Source organism: Kitasatospora sp. NPDC059088, from assembly GCF_042738155.1.
Taxonomy (GTDB): domain Bacteria; phylum Actinomycetota; class Actinomycetes; order Streptomycetales; family Streptomycetaceae; genus Kitasatospora.
Map to the genome: position 1 here is coordinate 61,693 of NZ_JBHYGR010000019.1, position 16,181 is coordinate 77,873.

At 75.2% G+C, this 16,181-nt stretch carries 18 protein-coding genes; 10 read left to right on the forward strand and 8 right to left on the reverse strand.

Features of this window, described 5'->3' with window-relative positions; all coding sequences use genetic code 11:
- Nucleotides 1-85: 85 nt before the first annotated feature.
- Nucleotides 86-715, reverse strand: coding sequence for a TetR/AcrR family transcriptional regulator (locus ACFWXO_RS11495; protein ID WP_380523342.1), 630 nt, complete (start codon nt 713-715; stop codon nt 86-88).
- 95 nt (nt 716-810) lie between these two features.
- Between ACFWXO_RS11495 and ACFWXO_RS11500 the strand changes: the two genes are divergently transcribed.
- Both ACFWXO_RS11500 and ACFWXO_RS11505 read left to right on the forward strand, forming a co-directional pair.
- Entirely contained in the window at nt 811-2,343 is a 1,533-nt protein-coding gene (locus ACFWXO_RS11500) for an APC family permease (protein WP_380523343.1), read from the forward strand.
- Nucleotides 2,344-2,450: 107 nt separating this feature from the next.
- A complete protein-coding gene (locus ACFWXO_RS11505; RefSeq protein ID WP_380523344.1) occupies nt 2,451-4,187 on the forward strand; it encodes an amidase in 1,737 nt (578 codons plus the stop codon).
- 66 nt (nt 4,188-4,253) lie between these two features.
- Here ACFWXO_RS11505 and ACFWXO_RS11510 read toward each other — a convergent pair whose 3' ends face one another.
- From ACFWXO_RS11510 to ACFWXO_RS11525, 4 genes are all read right to left on the reverse strand, one after another.
- Nucleotides 4,254-5,618 carry a hypothetical protein gene (locus tag ACFWXO_RS11510; RefSeq protein ID WP_380523345.1) on the reverse strand — a complete coding sequence of 455 codons (1,365 nt, stop codon included), beginning with the start codon at nt 5,616-5,618 and terminating at the stop codon, nt 4,254-4,256.
- 123 nt (nt 5,619-5,741) lie between these two features.
- Nucleotides 5,742-6,170, reverse strand: coding sequence for an arsenate reductase ArsC (locus ACFWXO_RS11515; RefSeq protein WP_380523346.1), 429 nt, complete (start codon nt 6,168-6,170; stop codon nt 5,742-5,744).
- Between the two features lie 37 nt (nt 6,171-6,207).
- Nucleotides 6,208-6,954: an aquaporin gene (locus tag ACFWXO_RS11520; protein WP_380523347.1), complete on the reverse strand. Its 747-nt coding sequence runs from the start codon at nt 6,952-6,954 to the stop codon at nt 6,208-6,210.
- Complete coding sequence (locus tag ACFWXO_RS11525) at nt 6,951-7,322, reverse strand: ArsR/SmtB family transcription factor (protein WP_380523348.1); 372 nt, start codon at nt 7,320-7,322, stop codon at nt 6,951-6,953. Before ACFWXO_RS11525 ends, ACFWXO_RS11520 begins: the two co-directional genes overlap by 4 nt.
- 89 nt (nt 7,323-7,411) lie before the next feature.
- On the opposite strand from ACFWXO_RS11525, the gene ACFWXO_RS11530 reads away from it, so the two are divergent.
- A complete protein-coding gene (locus tag ACFWXO_RS11530) occupies nt 7,412-7,873 on the forward strand; it encodes an ArsI/CadI family heavy metal resistance metalloenzyme (RefSeq protein WP_380523349.1) in 462 nt (153 codons plus the stop codon).
- 32 nt (nt 7,874-7,905) lie between these two features.
- Here ACFWXO_RS11530 and ACFWXO_RS11535 read toward each other — a convergent pair whose 3' ends face one another.
- Nucleotides 7,906-9,153 carry an NADH:flavin oxidoreductase/NADH oxidase family protein gene (locus ACFWXO_RS11535; protein ID WP_380523350.1) on the reverse strand — a complete coding sequence of 416 codons (1,248 nt, stop codon included), beginning with the start codon at nt 9,151-9,153 and terminating at the stop codon, nt 7,906-7,908.
- A 118-nt stretch (nt 9,154-9,271) separates the two neighbouring features.
- Here ACFWXO_RS11535 and ACFWXO_RS11540 point away from each other — a divergent pair, with 118 nt between their 5' ends.
- Entirely contained in the window at nt 9,272-9,862 is a 591-nt protein-coding gene (locus tag ACFWXO_RS11540; protein WP_380523351.1) for a TetR/AcrR family transcriptional regulator, read from the forward strand.
- A gap of 217 nt (nt 9,863-10,079) precedes the next feature.
- Nucleotides 10,080-10,478: an SAV_915 family protein gene (locus ACFWXO_RS11545; protein ID WP_380523352.1), complete on the forward strand. Its 399-nt coding sequence runs from the start codon at nt 10,080-10,082 to the stop codon at nt 10,476-10,478.
- A gap of 125 nt (nt 10,479-10,603) precedes the next feature.
- Here the strand turns inward: ACFWXO_RS11545 and ACFWXO_RS11550 are convergent, their stop codons facing one another.
- Nucleotides 10,604-11,560, reverse strand: a complete 957-nt coding sequence (locus ACFWXO_RS11550; RefSeq protein ID WP_380523353.1) for a LysR family transcriptional regulator — start codon at nt 11,558-11,560, stop codon at nt 10,604-10,606.
- A 132-nt stretch (nt 11,561-11,692) separates the two neighbouring features.
- Between ACFWXO_RS11550 and ACFWXO_RS11555 the strand changes: the two genes are divergently transcribed.
- From ACFWXO_RS11555 to ACFWXO_RS11565, 3 genes are all read left to right on the forward strand, one after another.
- Nucleotides 11,693-12,853: an iron-containing alcohol dehydrogenase gene (locus ACFWXO_RS11555; RefSeq protein WP_380523354.1), complete on the forward strand. Its 1,161-nt coding sequence runs from the start codon at nt 11,693-11,695 to the stop codon at nt 12,851-12,853.
- 109 nt (nt 12,854-12,962) lie between these two features.
- A complete protein-coding gene (locus ACFWXO_RS11560; protein ID WP_380523356.1) occupies nt 12,963-13,307 on the forward strand; it encodes a hypothetical protein in 345 nt (114 codons plus the stop codon).
- 39 nt (nt 13,308-13,346) lie between these two features.
- Nucleotides 13,347-13,535 carry a hypothetical protein gene (locus ACFWXO_RS11565; RefSeq protein WP_380523357.1) on the forward strand — a complete coding sequence of 63 codons (189 nt, stop codon included), beginning with the start codon at nt 13,347-13,349 and terminating at the stop codon, nt 13,533-13,535.
- A gap of 48 nt (nt 13,536-13,583) precedes the next feature.
- Here ACFWXO_RS11565 and ACFWXO_RS11570 read toward each other — a convergent pair whose 3' ends face one another.
- A complete protein-coding gene (locus ACFWXO_RS11570; RefSeq protein ID WP_380523358.1) occupies nt 13,584-14,483 on the reverse strand; it encodes a LysR substrate-binding domain-containing protein in 900 nt (299 codons plus the stop codon).
- A 133-nt stretch (nt 14,484-14,616) separates the two neighbouring features.
- Between ACFWXO_RS11570 and ACFWXO_RS11575 the strand changes: the two genes are divergently transcribed.
- Together ACFWXO_RS11575 and ACFWXO_RS11580 are read left to right on the forward strand one after the other, a co-directional pair.
- Nucleotides 14,617-15,378, forward strand: a complete 762-nt coding sequence (locus tag ACFWXO_RS11575) for an SDR family oxidoreductase (protein ID WP_380523359.1) — start codon at nt 14,617-14,619, stop codon at nt 15,376-15,378.
- A 66-nt stretch (nt 15,379-15,444) separates the two neighbouring features.
- Nucleotides 15,445-16,071, forward strand: a complete 627-nt coding sequence (locus tag ACFWXO_RS11580) for an ester cyclase (protein WP_380523360.1) — start codon at nt 15,445-15,447, stop codon at nt 16,069-16,071.
- Nucleotides 16,072-16,181: the final 110 nt, after the last annotated feature.

Sequence of the window (16,181 nt, forward strand, 5' to 3'; positions counted from 1 at the left end):
GCGCGGCCCCCCCCCCCCCCCCCGCGGGGGCGCCCCCCCCCCCCGGGGGGGGGGGGGGGCCCCCCGCTTCGTGCGAGCGCGACGGCTATGACGTCCGGCGCTCGATCCCGTCCAGCAGCAGGCCCAGGCCCACCTCGAACCCGCGGTCGTCGAGCTCCGTCGCGCCGCCGCCCCGGGCCAGGGAGCCGTCCAGGGCGTCCGCGAGCGCCGGGTACTGCGGCCGGTAGGCGGCCGGCTCCCGGGTGAAGCCCGCGGCGAAGGTCTCCATCGCGGAGCCGAGCACCAGGTAGTCCACCGCCGCGGCGACCTCGGCGGCGTCGGCGGGTGCGAGGCCCGCCCGGCCGAGCAGGGCGAGCAGCGCGTCGTAGCCGGTCAGCGCGCTGTCGGCCTCCACCCGCCGGCGGGCCAGCAGGGCGAGGGCGTTCGGGTGCCGCCGGAAGACCGCGCGGTAGCCGCGCGCGTACCCCGCGAGGCCGGCCCGCCAGTCGGGGTCGCCCAGCGGCCCGTGGTCGATCTCGTCGTTGACCAGCCCCGAGACGGCGTCGACCAGCGCGTCCTTGCTCGGCACGTGGTTGTAGAGCGACGCCGCCTTGACCCCGAGCCGCTCCGCGAGCGCCCGCATGGTCAGCCCGTCGGGGCCCTTCTCGTCCACCACCTGGAGCGCGGCGCGCGCGATCCCCTCGCGGGTCAGCAGTGCCCTGCTCGGTCGGCCCACCGAAATCCCCTCTTCCGCTCTCCGTGTCCGGGGGCTATCGTGCCAGACCGACAGCAGTTGCTAACAAAGTTAGTTTTATCGAGAGGGCGCAGCCAGTGGCCGAGAACACCCCCACCGTCGCCACCGACGCCGCCGAGACCGCTGCCGCCACCGACTCCGACCGGCTGGCCGCGCTCGGCTACCAGCAGGAGCTACGGCGCAGCCTGACCGTGCTCGGCAACATCTCCATGGGCTTCGCCGTCGTCTCCCCGGTCGTCGGGCTGTACGCCGCCGTCCAGGTCGGCATGAGCGTCGCGGGCGGCGCCTGGGTCTGGGCCCTGCCGCTGTGCCTGCTCGGGCAGTGCCTGGTCGTGGCCGTCTACGCCGAGCTCGCCTCGCAGTGGCCGCTGGCCGGCGGCGCCTACCAATGGAGCAGACGCCTGTCCAGACCGGCGGTCGCCTGGCTGAGCGGCTGGCTGTGGCAGTTCGCCGTGATGTTCGGCAACACCACCGTCGCCTACCTCGCCTCGCCCTGGCTCTTCGCGCTCTTCGGCACCGTCCCGACCCCCGCCGAGCAGGTCCTCGTCGCGGTCGGCTTCATGCTCGGCTGCGCCCTGGTCAACGCCTACGGCATCAACCTGCTGCGCCGGTTCGTCAGCCTGGGCATCGCCGCCGAGGCGGTCGCCTCCGTGCTGGTCGGCCTCACCCTGCTGCTGGTCTTCCGGCAGCACGGGTTCTCCCTGCTCACCGACTTCCTCGACGCCCCGAAGGGGCTGGGCGTCAGCGACACCGGCGCCCTGCTCGCCGCCGTGGCCGTCGCCGGCTGGGCCTTCATCGGTTTCGACGCCTGCGTGTCCACCGCCGAGGAGACCAAGGACGCCGCCCGGCAGGTGCCCCGGGCGATGTGGTGGTCGCTGCTCAGCGTCGGGCTCGTCGTCGTCCTCAACGCCGTCTCGGTCGAGCTCGCCCACCCGGACCCCGCCGACGTCGTCGCCGTCAAGGACCTCGACCCCGTCACCACCGCCGTCACCCACGCCTTCGGCAGCTGGGCCGACAAGCCCTTCGTCCTCGTCGTCCTGATCAGCTTCACCGCCTGCCTGATGGCCTCCCAGGGCGGCGCCGCCCGCGGCCTCTACTCGCTCGCCCGTGACGACGTCTTCCCGTTCTCCCGGCAGGTCCGCAAGGTCAACCGGCACAAGGCGCCGATCGGCGGCCTGGTCGCCGCCACCGTGGTCAGTGCCGCCGCCCTGCCCCTGGGCCTGAGCACCTCGGCCATCGGCAGCCTGATCACCTTCGGCAGCGCCGCCACCTTCGTGCCGTTCTTCCTGCTCACCGTGGTCGCCCTGACCGCCCGCCTGCGCGGCACCTGGAAGCCCGCCGGGGCCGTCGGCTACGGTCGCCTCGGCACCCCGCTCAACGTCCTCGCGGTGCTGTGGACCGGCTTCGAGGTGGTCAACATCTGCTGGCCGCGCGCCATCCTCGCACCGGCCGGAGCGCCGTGGTACCAGATCTGGGCGGCACCGCTCGGCGTCGGCACCGTCACCCTCGCCGGCCTCGGCTACCTGCTCGCGCGCCGCCCCGACCGCCGGATGCCCGACCCGGGCCAGGACCGCCCGCACAGCGACGAACTCGCCCCCGCCGTCGTGTAGTCGACCCACCCGCTCCACCGGCACGGCGCCCCGACCTTCCGCTTCCGACTCTCCGCTTCCGACCTTCCGCTTCCGACGCAAGACCGAACACCCCTGGAGGAACCCGCATGACCCACCCCTTCGACGTCGTCGAGACGGGCATCGCCGACCTGCGCGCCGCGCTGGAGAAGGGCGAGACCACCTCGGTCGGCCTGCTCGACGCCTACCTCGCCCGGATCGAGGCCTACGACCGGCCCGGCACCGGCACCGCGCTCAACGCGCTCGTCGTGATGAACCCGGAGGCCCGCGCCGAGGCCGAGGCCTCCGACGCCCGCCGCGCCCAGGGCCGCACCCTCGGCCCGCTCGACGGCATCCCGTACACCGCCAAGGACAGCTACCTCGCCAAGGGCCTGACCGCCGCCGCCGGTTCGCCGGCCTTCGAGCACCTCGTCGCCCAGCGCGACGCCTTCGCGATCGAGCGGCTGCGCGCCGCCGGCGCCGTGCTCATCGGCCTGACCAACATGCCGCCGATGGCGAACGGCGGGATGCAGCGCGGCGTCTACGGCCGGGCCGAGAGCCCGTACAGCGCCGACTGGCTGACCAGCGCGTACGGCTCCGGCTCCTCGAACGGCTCGGGCACCGCCACGGCGGCCTCGTTCGGCGCCTTCGGCCTCGGCGAGGAGACCTGGTCCTCGGGCCGGGCGCCCGCCTCGTACAACGCCCTGTGCGCCTACACCCCCAGCCGCGGCGTGATCTCGGTGCGCGGCAACTGGCCGCTGGTGCCGACCATGGACGTCGTGGTCCCGCACACCCGCACCATGGCCGACCTGCTCGAACTGCTCGACGTCGTCGTCGCCGACGACGCGGAGACCCGCGGCGACCTGTGGCGCTCCCAGCCCTGGATCCAGCTGCCCGCGGCCTCCGAGGTCCGCCCCGACTCCTACCCCGCGCTGGCCCCGGCCGACGCGGCGGCGGCCGGGGCGACCCTCGCCGGCCGGCGCGTCGGCGTGCCCCGGATGTACATCAACGCCGACCCCGAGGCCGGCACCAACCCCGAGGGCGGCATCGGCGGCCAGACCGGGCAGCGGATCGAGACCCGCGCCTCGGTCATCGCCCTGTGGCAGGCCGCCCGCCGTGACCTGGAGGCGGCCGGCGCCGAGGTCGTCGAGGTCGACTTCCCGGTGGTGACCAACTACGAGGCCGACCGCCCCGGCGCGCCCTCGCTGTTCACCCGCGGCCTGGTCGGCCGGGACTACCTCACCGTCGAGATCGAGGACCTGTCCGCCTGGTCCTGGGACGACTTCCTGCGCGCGAACGGGGACCCGGCGCTCGCCACCCTGACCGAGGTCGACGGCAGCCGCATCTTCCCCAAGCACGAGGGCGAACTCCCCGACCGCTACGCCGGTTTCGACGACACCGTCGGCGACTACCCGCGCTTCGTGCGCGAGCGCCCGTACGCCTCCCTCACCGACATCCCGCTGCTGGAGGCGGGCCTGCGCGGCCTGGAGGAGACCCGCCGGGTCGACCTGGAGGTCTGGATGGACGAACTCGGCCTGGACGCCGTGGTCTTCCCCGCCGTCGCCGACGTCGGCCCGGCCGACATGGACGTGGCCGAGGCCTCCGCCGACCTCGGCTGGCGCAACGGCGTCTGGGTCGCCAACGGCAACCTCGTGCCGCGCCACCTCGGCATTCCGACCGTGACCGTGCCGATGGGCACCATGGCCGACATCGGCATGCCGGTGGGGCTCACCTTCGCGGGCCGCGCCTACGACGACACCGCGCTCCTGCGGCTCGCCGCCGCCTTCGAGGCGACCGGGCAGCGCCGCACGGAGCCCTCGCGCACCCCGAGGCTCCCCGCCAACTGACGGACCGGGGCGGCCCGGCCGGGAGCACCCCTCCCGGCCGGGCCGCCCGGCTTTCAGCGCCCTCGCTCAGCGGCGGCGGAACAGTCCGCGCCGCTTCGCCGGCGGCGGAGGCGGGTCGAGGAGCGTCGTGACGGCGTGCAGGAACGGCCGGGCCTGAGGAGTCATGCCGGTCCGGTGCAGCCGGTGGCGGCCCTCCCCCTCCCACTCGCCCAGCACCGCCCCGCGCTCGCCCGTGATCGGGTCGATCCCGTACTCCAGGGTGAAGAACCGCTGCGCCGAGCCGTCGCCCGGCCAGGCCAGCACCACCGCGAAGGCCTCGGTGGCCGCCCGCGGCCTCGGGAGCCCGACCAGGAGCATCCGGTGCTGCCCGACCTGGACGAACCCGCCCTGGAGGCCCTCCGGCGCCACCCGCTGCTCCGCGGGCAGGCTCGCGCCGAACTCCTCCCACAGCCGCAGCAGTTCGGCGTCGATCCGCTCCCCCGGCACCGACCCCAGGTGCGTCAGCGAGGGCAGCAGCCGGTGCGCGAAGCGGTAGTGGTGCGGGCGCGACGCGGGCAGGTCCCCCTCCGCACCGGCCAGCCGGGTGACGGCGGCGATCACCTCGTCCGCGTGCACCAGCTCCAGCAGTCCGCCCTCGGCCACCCCGGTGAGCGGGGTCAGCCTCCCGTCGCGCCACCAGTAGGTGTGCACGGACAGCGGCGCGCCCGACGCGTCGTACTCCCGGGCGGCCGTCTCGATCAGCACCTCCAGCACGCCCGGCACCTGGAGGTCGAACGGCGCGAACAGCAGCCGGAACGGCGTGGGGAAGGCCACCACCGCACCGTCCGGCGGCAGTTCCCGGCCCGTGACCTCGCGGTGGACGGCGTCCAGGGCGAGGACCCGGCTCCCCGTCAGCGCCGAGTTCCCGGTGACGACGTGGAGGGCGCCGCCCTGACCGGTCGGCAGCACCTCGTGCCGTTCGACGGGCAGCCGGGCCAGCCGCGCCCGCGCGGCCTCGCGCAGCCGCGGCACCACGCCCAGTTCGGTGACGGCCTCCGAGGTCAGCACCTGCCAGCCGACGGGCGACTCCAGGGCGAGGAACTCCAGTACCCCCGGGGCGACTTCGAGCGCGTGCGGGTGCCGCGCGGACTCGGACAGCGAAGCCGCGTCCAACAGCAGCGGATAGAGCCGGGCGGTCACCTCCTCCGGCGGACCACCAGCCGCCCCCGGTCCCCGCACGGCGGCGACCAGCTCCCGGACGTGGGCCCGGACCAGCTCCGGCAACGGGACGTCCGCCCGCCGCCCCACCAGTTCGAGCAGCCCGCCGAGCCCGTAGTCACGCCCGTGGGCGTCCCGGGCGACGTCCCCGTGCAGGGTGACCTCCCACCCCGACTCCGCGAACGCCGCCCGCACCAGCGCGGCCAGCTCCGGCCCCAACTCCTGCCGTCCCATCGTCCCCTCCCAACTCCCGCTCCACCCCCGCCCCTTCGGGGACGCCACCAGCCCCCTGCCCGGTTGCCGTGCTCCGGACACGTCCGGCGGAACGGCCGACCTGCGCACGGGGAGGCGGGCCGGTCAGGCCTCGGGCCGGACGCCCAGCTCGGCGAGCAGGCCGCGGACCAACTCCTCGATCCGGTCGCGGATCGGGCGCACGGCCTCGACGCCCTGGCCGGCCGGGTCCTCCAACGTCCAGTCCAGGTACCGCTTCCCGGGGAAGAACGGGCAGGCGTCGCCGCAGCCCATGGTGATCACCACGTCGGAGGCCCGGACCGCCTCGACGGTCAGGACCTTCGGCACCTCGGCGGAGATGTCGATGCCGACCTCGGCCAAGGCCTCGACCACCGCCGGGTTCACCGCCCCGGCCGGGGCGGAGCCGGCCGAGCGGACCTCGACCCGGTCACCGCCGAGGCGGGTGAGGAAGGCGGCGGCCATCTGAGACCGGCCGGCGTTGTGCACGCAGACGAACAGCACGGACGGGACGGACGGGACGGCGGGAGTGCTCACGAGGGGTCCTTCGGGTGTACGGGGCGGGGCGGTGGGGTCAGCGGGCGGCCGCGGCCGGTTGGTGGTCGCCGTGCGGGACGACGACGTCCTCGGCGGCCGGGGTCGGGCGGCCGAACAGGACGGCGACCAGCCCGAGGCCGACGGCCAGGCCGACGAGCTGGGCGGCGATGAACGGCAGCACGGAGGCAGGGGCGATGCCGGCGAAGGTATCGGTGAACCCGCGGCCGATCGTCACCGCCGGGTTGGCGAAGCTGGTCGAGGACGTGAACCAGTAGGCGGCGCCGATGAAGGAGGCGACGGCCACCGGGGCGAAGTGCGCGCGGCCGACGCGGGCCAGGCCGAAGACCAGCAGGATCAGGCCGGCGGTCGCGACGACCTCGCCCAGCCACAGCTGCGGGGCCCAGCGGGCATGCGTCGACCAGCGCACCAGCGGCTCGCCGAACATCGCGTCCGCGAGCACCGCCCCGCCGACCGCCCCGGCGACCTGCGCCGCGACGTAGGCCGCCACCTCCCGCAGCCCGGGCCCACCCCCGGCACGGCGCCCGGTCCACCAGGCGGCCAGCGTCACGACGGGGTTGAAGTGGGCACCGGAGACCGGGCCGAGCAGCAGGATCAGCACACCGAGGCCGAACACGGTCGCCAGCGAGTTGGCCAGCAGCTGGACGCCGACGTCCGGGGAGAGCCTGGTGGCCTGGATGCCGGAGCCGACCACGACGGCGACCAGCGCGCCGGTCCCGACGAACTCCACGGCCGCCCGCCGGCCCAGCGGCGCCGTCCCGGTCATCCGGACTCCCCGGCGGGGGCCCGGAGCAGCGCGGACAGCTTGGCCAGCGCGGCGGGCAGCACCCAGTAGTAGACCCACGTCCCCCGGCGCTCGGACCCGACCAGCCCGGCCTCGCGCAGCACCTTGAGGTGGTGCGAGATCGTCGGCTGCGACACGTCGAACGGCCCGGTCAGGTCGCAGACGCAGGCCTCGCCGCCCTCGTGCGAGGCGATCAGCGACAACAGCCGCAGCCGCACCGGGTCGGAGAGCGCCTTGAACGCCTTCGCCAGGTCGACGGCGGCCGCCTCGCCCAGGGGCTCTCGGACCAGCGGCGAGCAGCACACGGCCGCGTCGTCCTGATCGAGCACCGGCAGTTGCAGATTCGACATACGTCTATGTTGACAGCCATCTATACAGGTGGCAACCTCGCCCATATCGACACCTGTCGAATCAACACCACGGACCGGGGAGAACCACCATGTCCCGCGTACAACTCGCCCTCCGCGTCGCCGACCTCGACGGCTCCGTCGACTTCTACTCCCGCCTGTTCGGCGTCGAACCCGCCAAGCGCCGCCCCGGCTACGCGAACTTCGCCGTCACCGACCCGCCGCTCAAGCTCGTCCTCCTCCAGGGCGAGGCCGACGCCCCCACCCACCTCGACCACCTCGGCGTCGAGGTCGGGACCACCGAGCAGGTCACCGCCGCCACCGCCCGCCTCAAGGACGCCGGGCTGGCCACCTTCGAGGAGAACGACACCTCCTGCTGCTACGCCCTCCAGGACAAGGTCTGGGTCCACGGACCCGGCCGGGAACCCTGGGAGGTCTACGTCGTCAAGGCCGACGCCGACACCCTCGGCAGCAGTAGCGACGGCGCCCCCACCACCACCGCCGCCTGCTGCACCGAACCGGCACCCGCCGCCGCAGGCTGCGCCTGCGGTTGACCCCCCTCACCACCACCGGCGGCCGGCCCCGGTCAGGACCGCGCGGCGCGGGCCGTGGGCAGCCAGGTGCGGTAGCGGCGCAGGGCCTGGCGCTGCTGGAGCTGTTCGGCGAGGAGGGCGACGGCCGGGTGGGTGCCGGGCCTGGGGGCGCGGCCGCGGGCGAGGCGGCGGAGCTGGTGGCGGACCTGGGCCATGGAGGCGGCCGAGGCCAGGGCCTTGTCGGACCAGGCGACCGGGCGGATCCCGCGGTCGGCCTCGCGTCCGGCGGCCCAGCGCTCGGGCAGGTCGGGGGTGACGGCGAGGGCGGTGCCGATGCCGACGACCTCCACGCCGCCGGCCAGGACCCGTTCGGCGGTGTCGCGCCGGGTGATGCCGCCGGTGAGCATCAGCGGGAGCGGGCTGGTGGTGGCCAACTCCTCCGCGAGGTCCAGGAAGTAGGCCTCGCGGGCGCGGGTGCGGTCGTCGGCGGGGCGGCCGGTCATGGCGGGGCTCTCGTAGCTGCCGCCGGAGAGTTCGACCAGGTCGACGCCGAGCGGTGCGAGCATCGCGATCACCTGCCGGGCGTCGTCGGCGTCGAAGCCGCCGCGCTGGAAGTCGGCGGAGTTGAGCTTGACCGCGACCGCGAAGGCCGGCGGGACGGCGGCCCGCACGGCACGGACGACGTCCAGCAGCAGCCGGGCCCGGTTCTCCAGCGACCCGCCCCAGGCGTCGGTGCGCCGGTTGACCAGGGGCGACAGGAACTGCGACAGCAGGTAGCCGTGCGCGGCGTGGATCTCCACGCCGTCGAACCCGGCCTCGGCGGCGCGCACGGCCGTGGTCGCGAACCGGTCGACGGTCGCGCCGATCTGCTCGGGGGTCATCGCGGTGGGGCGGCCGAAGCGGCTGCTGTGCCGCCCCAGATCGACGCCCACCGCGGACGGGCCCCACACCACGCCGGGCATGTCGGCGGCGACCTGGCGGCCGGGGTGGTTGATCTGCATCCAGACCGCCCCGCCGCCGGACTTGGCGGCCTCGGCCCAGGCGGTGAACGGCTCCAGCGGCGCGGCCTCGTCGAGCACGACGCCGCCCGGGCCGGTCAGCGCCTCGGCGTGGACCATGACGTTGCCGGTGATCAGCAGGCCGGTGCCGCCGGCGGCCCAGCGCCGGTAGAGCTCCAGCATCCGCCAGCCGGGCAGCTGGCCGTCGCCGGCCATGTTCTCCTCCATCGCCGCCTTGGCGATCCGGTTGCGCAGGACGGCCCCCGAGCGCAGGTGCAGGGGCGAGAACAGCTGGCTGGCCATTCGGGTCTCCTCTCCATCGAAGCCGTCGCATCGCTCGCGACGGACATCGCCTAGGATGTGTACATCGCTCACATTAGGCGAGAAATGTGAGCGGTGCATACATCCGGGAGGGTGACCCATGCCACAGCCGACGACCGGCTCGTACCACCACGGCGACCTGCGCGCCGCCTGCCTGCGCGCCGCGCGGGAGCTGCTGGAGGAGGACGGCGGCTCGGGCCTGTCCCTGCGGGCGGTGGCCCGGCGGGCCGGCGTCTCGGCGACCGCCCCCTACCGCCACTTCGCCGACCGCGAGGCCCTGGTCTCCGCCGTCGCCTCGGAGGGCTACCTCGAACTCGCCGCCGCCCTCACCGCGGCCCACCCCGCGCCCGCGACGCCCGACGAGCTCGCCGCCGTCGCCGTCGCCTACGTGCGCTTCGCCCTCGACCGCCCGGCGCTGTTCCGGGCGATGTTCGCCGAGCCCTGCAACCCGGCCAACGAGGAACGGGCGGCCGCGACCGCCGCCGTCCGCCAGTACGTCCACGGCATCGTCCACGGTGTGTTCCCCGGCGCCGACCCGGAGGCGCTGTCCACGGCGGTGTGGGCGCTGGTCCACGGCCTGGCCTTCCTGCACCTGGACGGCAAGCTCGACGCCGCCTCCCCCGAGGCGGTCTCCGCCCAGGTCACGGCGGCCGTCCTGGCGGCCTTCGCCATCGCACCGACGAAGGCGTAGCGCCGACGAAGGCGCGGCGCCGATGGGAACGTGGCGCCGATGGGAACGCGGCGCCGATGGGAACGCGGCGCCGTCAACGTGCCATCAGGGAAGCGACCGCCGGGATCAGGGACGCGTCAGGGGCCGACGCTCCCCCGGGCCCCACGGGCATAACGTCGTTACCGCGCCCGGCGATCGCGGGGCGCACCTCCCTTCCGCCGCACCCGTGAGGCACGCCATGCAGCAGCACCTGAGCTCCGAGGACCCCGAGCCCTCCCCGCGCGACCCGGCCGGACCGCTCCTGGTACCCGTCCGGTCGGGTCCGCTGGGCCACACCGCCCGGATCTTCCGTACCGCTCTCGGCGACCGTACGGCCGTCGCCTTCACCACCCCGCAGCGGCTCACCGCCGTACTGGGGCCCGCCCAGCCGTGGATCGCGCTCGCCGAGCCGGCCCTGCGCGCCCTCACCGAGCCGCTGGGCGTCACGACGCTCACCGTCGACCCCCAGCTCGCCGCCCCCGCACCCGCCCCGTCCGCGCCCGGCCCCTCCGCGCCGTACCGGCACCTGCCGCACCCGCCCACGCCCGGCCCCGCCGTGGCGGTCCCGCAGCGGCCGGGCCGGCTCTCCGCCGCCTGACCGCTCCCGCCGCCCCTCGCCCCTCTCCCCTCCCCCCGAGTCACCTCCGGACGGCGTCGATGGCCGGTCCGCCGTCCGGAGGTCCGTCCTCCCCGTCCGTCGCGGGTGACGCGCAGCGGCCCCGCTCAGGTCGCCGGGAGCAGCTCGTCGGCGCGCTCCGCGACCTCGCGGTGCAGGGCGTCGCGCACCGCGCGCACGGCGGGGCGGGTGACGGCCTCCCGGCGCACGGCCAGGACGATCGGCAGCCGGATGTCGACCTCCTCGGCCAGCAGCCGCCGCAGTCCGGCCCGTTCGGCCAGGAAGGCCGGCAGCACGCCGATCCCGGCCCCCAGCCGGGTCGCCTCCACCTGGGCGAAGACGTTGGTGGAGGAGAAGGCCGGGGTGACGCCGGGCAGGTGGCGCTCGATGTCGAGGTCGCCGACCTGGAGCATCGACTCGATGTAGAACACCAGCGCGTGGTCCCGGAGTTCGGCGGGCGTGCGGGGGCTCCCGTGCCGGACGAGGTACTCGTCGGCGGCGTACAGGCCCAGCGCGTAGTCGGTGAGGTGCTCGGTCACCAGTCGGCTGCGCGGCGGCCGGCCGATCGCGAGCGCGAGGTCGAAGCCGGCCGGGTGCAGGGTCAACTGGCGGGTTGCCGTAATGAGTTCGGCCTGCAGACCGGGGTGGCGCCGGCGCACCCGGGCCAGCGCGGGGGTGGCGAATACGGTACCGAAGCCGTCCGGGGCGCTCACCCGTACGGTGCCGCGCAGCGACGGCGCGTCCTGGCCGGAGACCGCGTCGACGACCTGGTCGAGGGCGTCCTCGATCGCGCGGGCGCCCTCCGAGACGGCCTTCCCCGCGTCGGTCAGTGCCCAGCCCTCGGTGCCGCGTTCCATCAGCCGGACGCCGAGGCCCCGTTCCAGCGCGGTGATGCGGCGCGACACCGTGGTGTGGTCCACCCCGAGCGCGTCGGCCGCAGCCACCAGCCGGCCGGTGCGGGCGACGGCGAGCAGGTAGCGGAGGTCGTCGGCGCGGAGCCTGCGCGGGTCGCGCCCGCGGGTGTCCGCGGGATCCGTACCGGCCGGGTGGGAACGGGAGTTCACCGCACCACGCTATCTGCATTTGTGCACAGCCGGTCTGCGCGATTGGCGATTGAACGCACGGCCCCGCCGACGGCACAGTCGAACCCGGCCGGGCCCGCCCGCCCCGCCCTCCCCAGCGTCGAGAGGTCCCCGATGGTCGCCAGCCTGTCCCTGCCCCGGATCATGCGCGTCGGCCGGGGCGCCGTCGAGGAGTTGGGCGAGGTGATGGCGGGCCTGGGGCTGAGCCGCCCGCTGCTGGTCACCGACGCGTTCCTGGTCGGCACCGGCGCGGCGGATCGCCTCACCGCCACGCTCACCGGCGCCGGACTGAGCCCCCGGCTGTTCGCCGACACCGTGCCCGATCCGACCACCGACTCCCTGACCGCGGGCCTCAAGGCCCTGGAGGAGCACGGCGCGGACTCGGTCGTCGGCTTCGGCGGCGGCAGCCCGATGGACAGCGCCAAGGCCCTCGCCCTGCTCGCCGTCCAGGGCGGCCGGATGCGCGACTACAAGGCGCCCCGGGTCACCCCCGGTCCGGCGCTGCCGGTGATCGCCGTCCCCACCACCGCCGGCAGCGGCTCGGAGGCGACCCAGGTCACCGTCATCACCGACAGCGACACGGACGAGAAGATGCTCTGCCTGGGCCCGGCGTTCCAGCCGCTGGCCGCCGTGATCGACCCGGACCTCACCCTGTCGATGCCGCCCCGGCTGACCGCCGACACCGGCCTCGACGCCCTCACCCACGCCGTCGAGGCGTACGTGAGCCGCAGGGCCAACCCGTTCACCGACGGCCTGGCCCTCACCGCGATCGGCACCATCGGCCGCCACCTGCGCCGCGCCTACGCGGACGGCACCGACACCGTGGCCCGCGAGGCGATGATGCTGGCCGCGACCCAGGCCGGGCTGGCCTTCTCCAACTCCAGCGTCGCCCTCGTCCACGGCATGAGCCGCCCGATCGGCGCCCACTTCCAGGTCGCCCACGGGTTGTCGAACGCGATGCTGTTCCCCGCCGTGACGGCCTTCTCGGTGCACGGCGCCCGCGCCCGCTACGCCGACTGTGCCCGCGCCCTGGGCGCCGCGACCGCCTCGGACCCGGACGACCTGGCCGCCGACCGGCTCGTCGACGCGCTCCGCGCGCTCTGCCTCGACCTGGCGGTGCCCACGCCCCGCAGCCACGGCATCGACCGGGACGACTGGACCAGGCTGACCCCCGTCATGGCCGAGCAGGCCCTGGCCTCCGGCTCGCCCGCCAACAACCCCGTCGTCCCCACCACCGAGCAGATCCGGGAGCTGTACGCCCGGATCTACGGCTGATCCGACCCGGCACGGATAATGGCCGGGCCGCCGGCCGACCGGGCCGGTGGGCGGCGATCGATCGAGAGGCAGCGCACGGATGACCCTGGAGGCAGGACGACGCGTCAGGTTGACGGAAGACCTCGGGCTCGGTGAGGCCGTCGCCGGCGACCCGGCTGCCGCCGTCGGCTTCCTGTCGCTGGGCGCCGGGGCGGAGGGCACCGTCGAGCGGGTGGACGGCGAACTCCCGGAGAGCGAAGGGGTGCGCGAGTACCAGCGGCTCAAGGCGCTGTTCGACGACTACGGGCACACCGTGCCCGAGGCCAGCCGGGAGCGGCTGGTGGCGCAGCTCGCCGCGCTGGAGCCGGAGTGGGCCGAGCACCGGGAGCGGGGGCGGCGGGTGACGGTCCGGGTCCGGCTGGACAACGGGTTCGTCCTCGACGGTGTACACCAGGACGTCCTTGCCGCACTGTGAGAGGGGGTCGTTCCGGCCCGGACCACAGGAGGCAGGACGATGCCCGACTGGACTGGAGGCAAGCCCGTGCCCGACGTGACCGGAGGCAAGCCGGTGCCCGACGTGACCGGAGGCAGCGCCGACCGCGATGCGGCGGCCCCCACCGAAACCACCCCCGCCGAAGCAGCCGCCACCGAGGACCCGACCACCGACACTCCGGCGGACGCCGGGAGCACGTCGGACGACTGAGGCGTCACCACCCGCGCGGCGGCCGGACCGGGCCGCCGCGCGGGTGCGTCAGCCCGTCCCCGGGTTGATCCGGGCCCGCTGGGCCAGCAGCTCGGTGAAGGCCACGGTGAGCGGGTCGGGGCGGGTGCGGGTGTAGGCGGCGAGGGCGCGGCGGACCGGCGGGTCGGGCCGCAGCAGCAGGCCGTCGAAGTGCGGCGGCACGATGTCGGCGGGCACCAGCGCCGGGCCGAGGCCGGCCGCGGCCAGCAGTGGTGCGGCGGAGGTCTGTTCGGCGCGGACGGCCGCCCGGGGGTGGAAGCCCGCGCGGGCGCAGGCCTGGTCGAGCAGCTCGGCGAGGCCGTTGTCGGGGGCGTAGTGGACCCAGGCCCGGTCGGCGAGCTCGCCGAGGGCGATCGAGCGGGTGGGGCGGGCCGCGAGCGGGTCGTCGGAGGCCAGTACGACCGTGAACTCCTCGACGCCGAGCTCCCGGATCGGCCCCTCCCAGCCGTCCGGCACCGGGCCGATGGCGAGGTCCGCCCGCCCTGCGGCCATCGCCTCCTGGAGCCGCTCGGCGTGGGAGTACTCGCGCAGCCGGATCCGTACGCCGGGGTGCCGCCGGTGCCAGGCCCTCAGGACGGGCGGCAGGATGCCGAGGCTGATCGAGTAGACGGCGGCGACCTCCAGCTCCCCCTCCTCCAGCCCGCTCGTGCGCCGGGCCACCGCTTGCAGGCGCTCGGCCTCGGCCAGTGCCGCCCGGGCGTGCGGCAGGACGGCCCGGCCGGTCGGGGTGAGCCGGACCGCGCGCGGCAGCCGTTCGAGCAGCGGGCCGCCGAGCGCGCCCTCCAGGGCCCGGACCTGGTGGGAGAGCGCGGGTTGGGTGACGTGCAGCTGCTCGGCGGCGCGGGTGAACGAGCCGGTGTCGACCACGGTGACCAGGTATTCGAGCTGTCGGAGCGTCGGCGTTGCCATGAGCGGATTTTATGGCAGTGGTAGAGAACAAGCCTTGGACTCATGGCAGCGCTCCGGGAGAGAGTCGACGTGCGGCCGCCGCCCGAGACACAGCGGACGGCCGGATCCCCGACGCCCCCGAAGGAGCACCCCCATGTCCATCGGCACCCCGCCGCTGTCCGCCGCCACTCCGCCGCAGGGCACCTCGCTGCTGGGGCAGCGCCTGATCGTGGTGGGCGCGGGTTCGCGCACCGGCCGCGCCGTGGCCACCGCCGCCTCGGCGGCCGGCGCCACGGTCGTCCTGGCCGGCCCCGACCCGCGCAAGCTGGAGTGGACGGCCGGCGAACTCGCCGGACCGTCCGAGGTCCTGCCCGTCGACCTCGTCGAGGAGCAGTCGATCGCCCGGTTCGCCGAGCGGGTCGGCACCTTCGACCACCTGGTCTCGACCGCCGCGATGCCCGCCAACGGCCCGCTGCGGGACCTCGAACTCGCCGACGTCCAGCGGGCGTTCGCCGCCAAGGTGATCGGCCCGCTGCTGCTCGCCAAGCACCTGGCCGGGCAGGCCTCCGAGCGCGGCTCGTTCACCTTCTTCTCCGGGGTCGCCGCCTGGCGCCCGGCGCCCACCCGCACGGTGATGGCCACCACCAACGGCGCGCTGGCCTTCCTGGTGCAGGCCCTGGCGGTGGAGATCGCCCCGGTCCGGGTCAACGCGGTCTCCCCCGGCATCGTCGACACCGGCTCCTGGGACGGCCTGGGCGCCGACAAGGACGCCTTCCTGCGCGGCGTCGCCGCCCGCAACCCGGCCCGCCGGGTCGGCACCCCGGAGGACCTGGTCAAGGCCGTGCTGTACGCGATCGACAACCCGTACGTCACCGGCACCGTGCTGCACGTGGACGGCGGCGGCCGGCTCGCCTGACCGCCCGCCGCCGCCCACCCCGCCCCACCCCGACTCGCCCCGCCCCGCCCCGAGGAGCAACTCCCCATGCCCTGGCCGATCCCGAGCCGCAGCGCCACCCGTACCGCCGCCGTCCTCGCCACCGTCGCCGCCCTCGCGACGGGCACCGCGGCCGCCGCCCCGGCCCCCTCCCCCGACCGGGGCCACCACCGCCCCGCTCCCAGCTGGCCGCAGAACCTGATCGACCGCTCGCCCGACCTGGTCCAGCCGAAGGCGCTCACCGCGGACCGCTCGATCGGCACCCGGCGCGCGGCCCAGGAAGTGCACCTGGCCCAGCAGTTGTACACCTTCTGGAACATTGGGCAGCAGCGCTACCTGGACGCGGCGATCGACCCGCAGTTCCGGGACAACACGCTCCCGCCCGGCCGCCCCCAGGGCCCGGCCGGACCGCTGTTCGCCTCGAAGAACTTCCGCGCCGCCGTCCCCGACCTGACCTGCGAGCTCTCCGACGTCCTGGTCGCCGGTGACCGGATCACCGCCCGGCTGGTCTTCCGCGGCCACTTCACCGGCACCTTCGACGGCGTCCGGGGGCGGGGCCAGGCCGTCGAGTTCAACGCCATCGACATCCAGCACGTCGGTACCGACCGGATCGTCGAGGACTGGCACATCGAGGACAACCAGGCGCTGCTGGCCCAACTGGGCGTCGGCAGCTGAGTCCTGACGATCGGCCCCGGTGCGGGCAAACCCTGGCCGGAACCGGGGCGGGCGGGAAACAAGGGCCGGAGCGGCAACTGGTGATGGGGGGTGACCCCGTAGTCGGCCAC

Coding starts and splice junctions, on each gene's coding strand:
- ACFWXO_RS11580 (WP_380523360.1), top strand. CDS start 15,445: ATGCCCTGGCCGATCCCGAGCCGCAGCGCCACCCGTACCGCCGCCGTC.
- ACFWXO_RS11540 (WP_380523351.1), top strand. CDS start 9,272: ATGCCACAGCCGACGACCGGCTCGTACCACCACGGCGACCTGCGCGCC.
- ACFWXO_RS11530 (WP_380523349.1), top strand. CDS start 7,412: ATGTCCCGCGTACAACTCGCCCTCCGCGTCGCCGACCTCGACGGCTCC.
- ACFWXO_RS11565 (WP_380523357.1), top strand. CDS start 13,347: ATGCCCGACTGGACTGGAGGCAAGCCCGTGCCCGACGTGACCGGAGGC.
- ACFWXO_RS11520 (WP_380523347.1), bottom strand. CDS start 6,954: ATGACCGGGACGGCGCCGCTGGGCCGGCGGGCGGCCGTGGAGTTCGTC.
- ACFWXO_RS11510 (WP_380523345.1), bottom strand. CDS start 5,618: ATGGGACGGCAGGAGTTGGGGCCGGAGCTGGCCGCGCTGGTGCGGGCG.
- ACFWXO_RS11525 (WP_380523348.1), bottom strand. CDS start 7,322: ATGTCGAATCTGCAACTGCCGGTGCTCGATCAGGACGACGCGGCCGTG.
- ACFWXO_RS11545 (WP_380523352.1), top strand. CDS start 10,080: ATGCAGCAGCACCTGAGCTCCGAGGACCCCGAGCCCTCCCCGCGCGAC.
- ACFWXO_RS11570 (WP_380523358.1), bottom strand. CDS start 14,483: ATGGCAACGCCGACGCTCCGACAGCTCGAATACCTGGTCACCGTGGTC.
- ACFWXO_RS11575 (WP_380523359.1), top strand. CDS start 14,617: ATGTCCATCGGCACCCCGCCGCTGTCCGCCGCCACTCCGCCGCAGGGC.
- ACFWXO_RS11505 (WP_380523344.1), top strand. CDS start 2,451: ATGACCCACCCCTTCGACGTCGTCGAGACGGGCATCGCCGACCTGCGC.
- ACFWXO_RS11535 (WP_380523350.1), bottom strand. CDS start 9,153: ATGGCCAGCCAGCTGTTCTCGCCCCTGCACCTGCGCTCGGGGGCCGTC.
- ACFWXO_RS11555 (WP_380523354.1), top strand. CDS start 11,693: ATGGTCGCCAGCCTGTCCCTGCCCCGGATCATGCGCGTCGGCCGGGGC.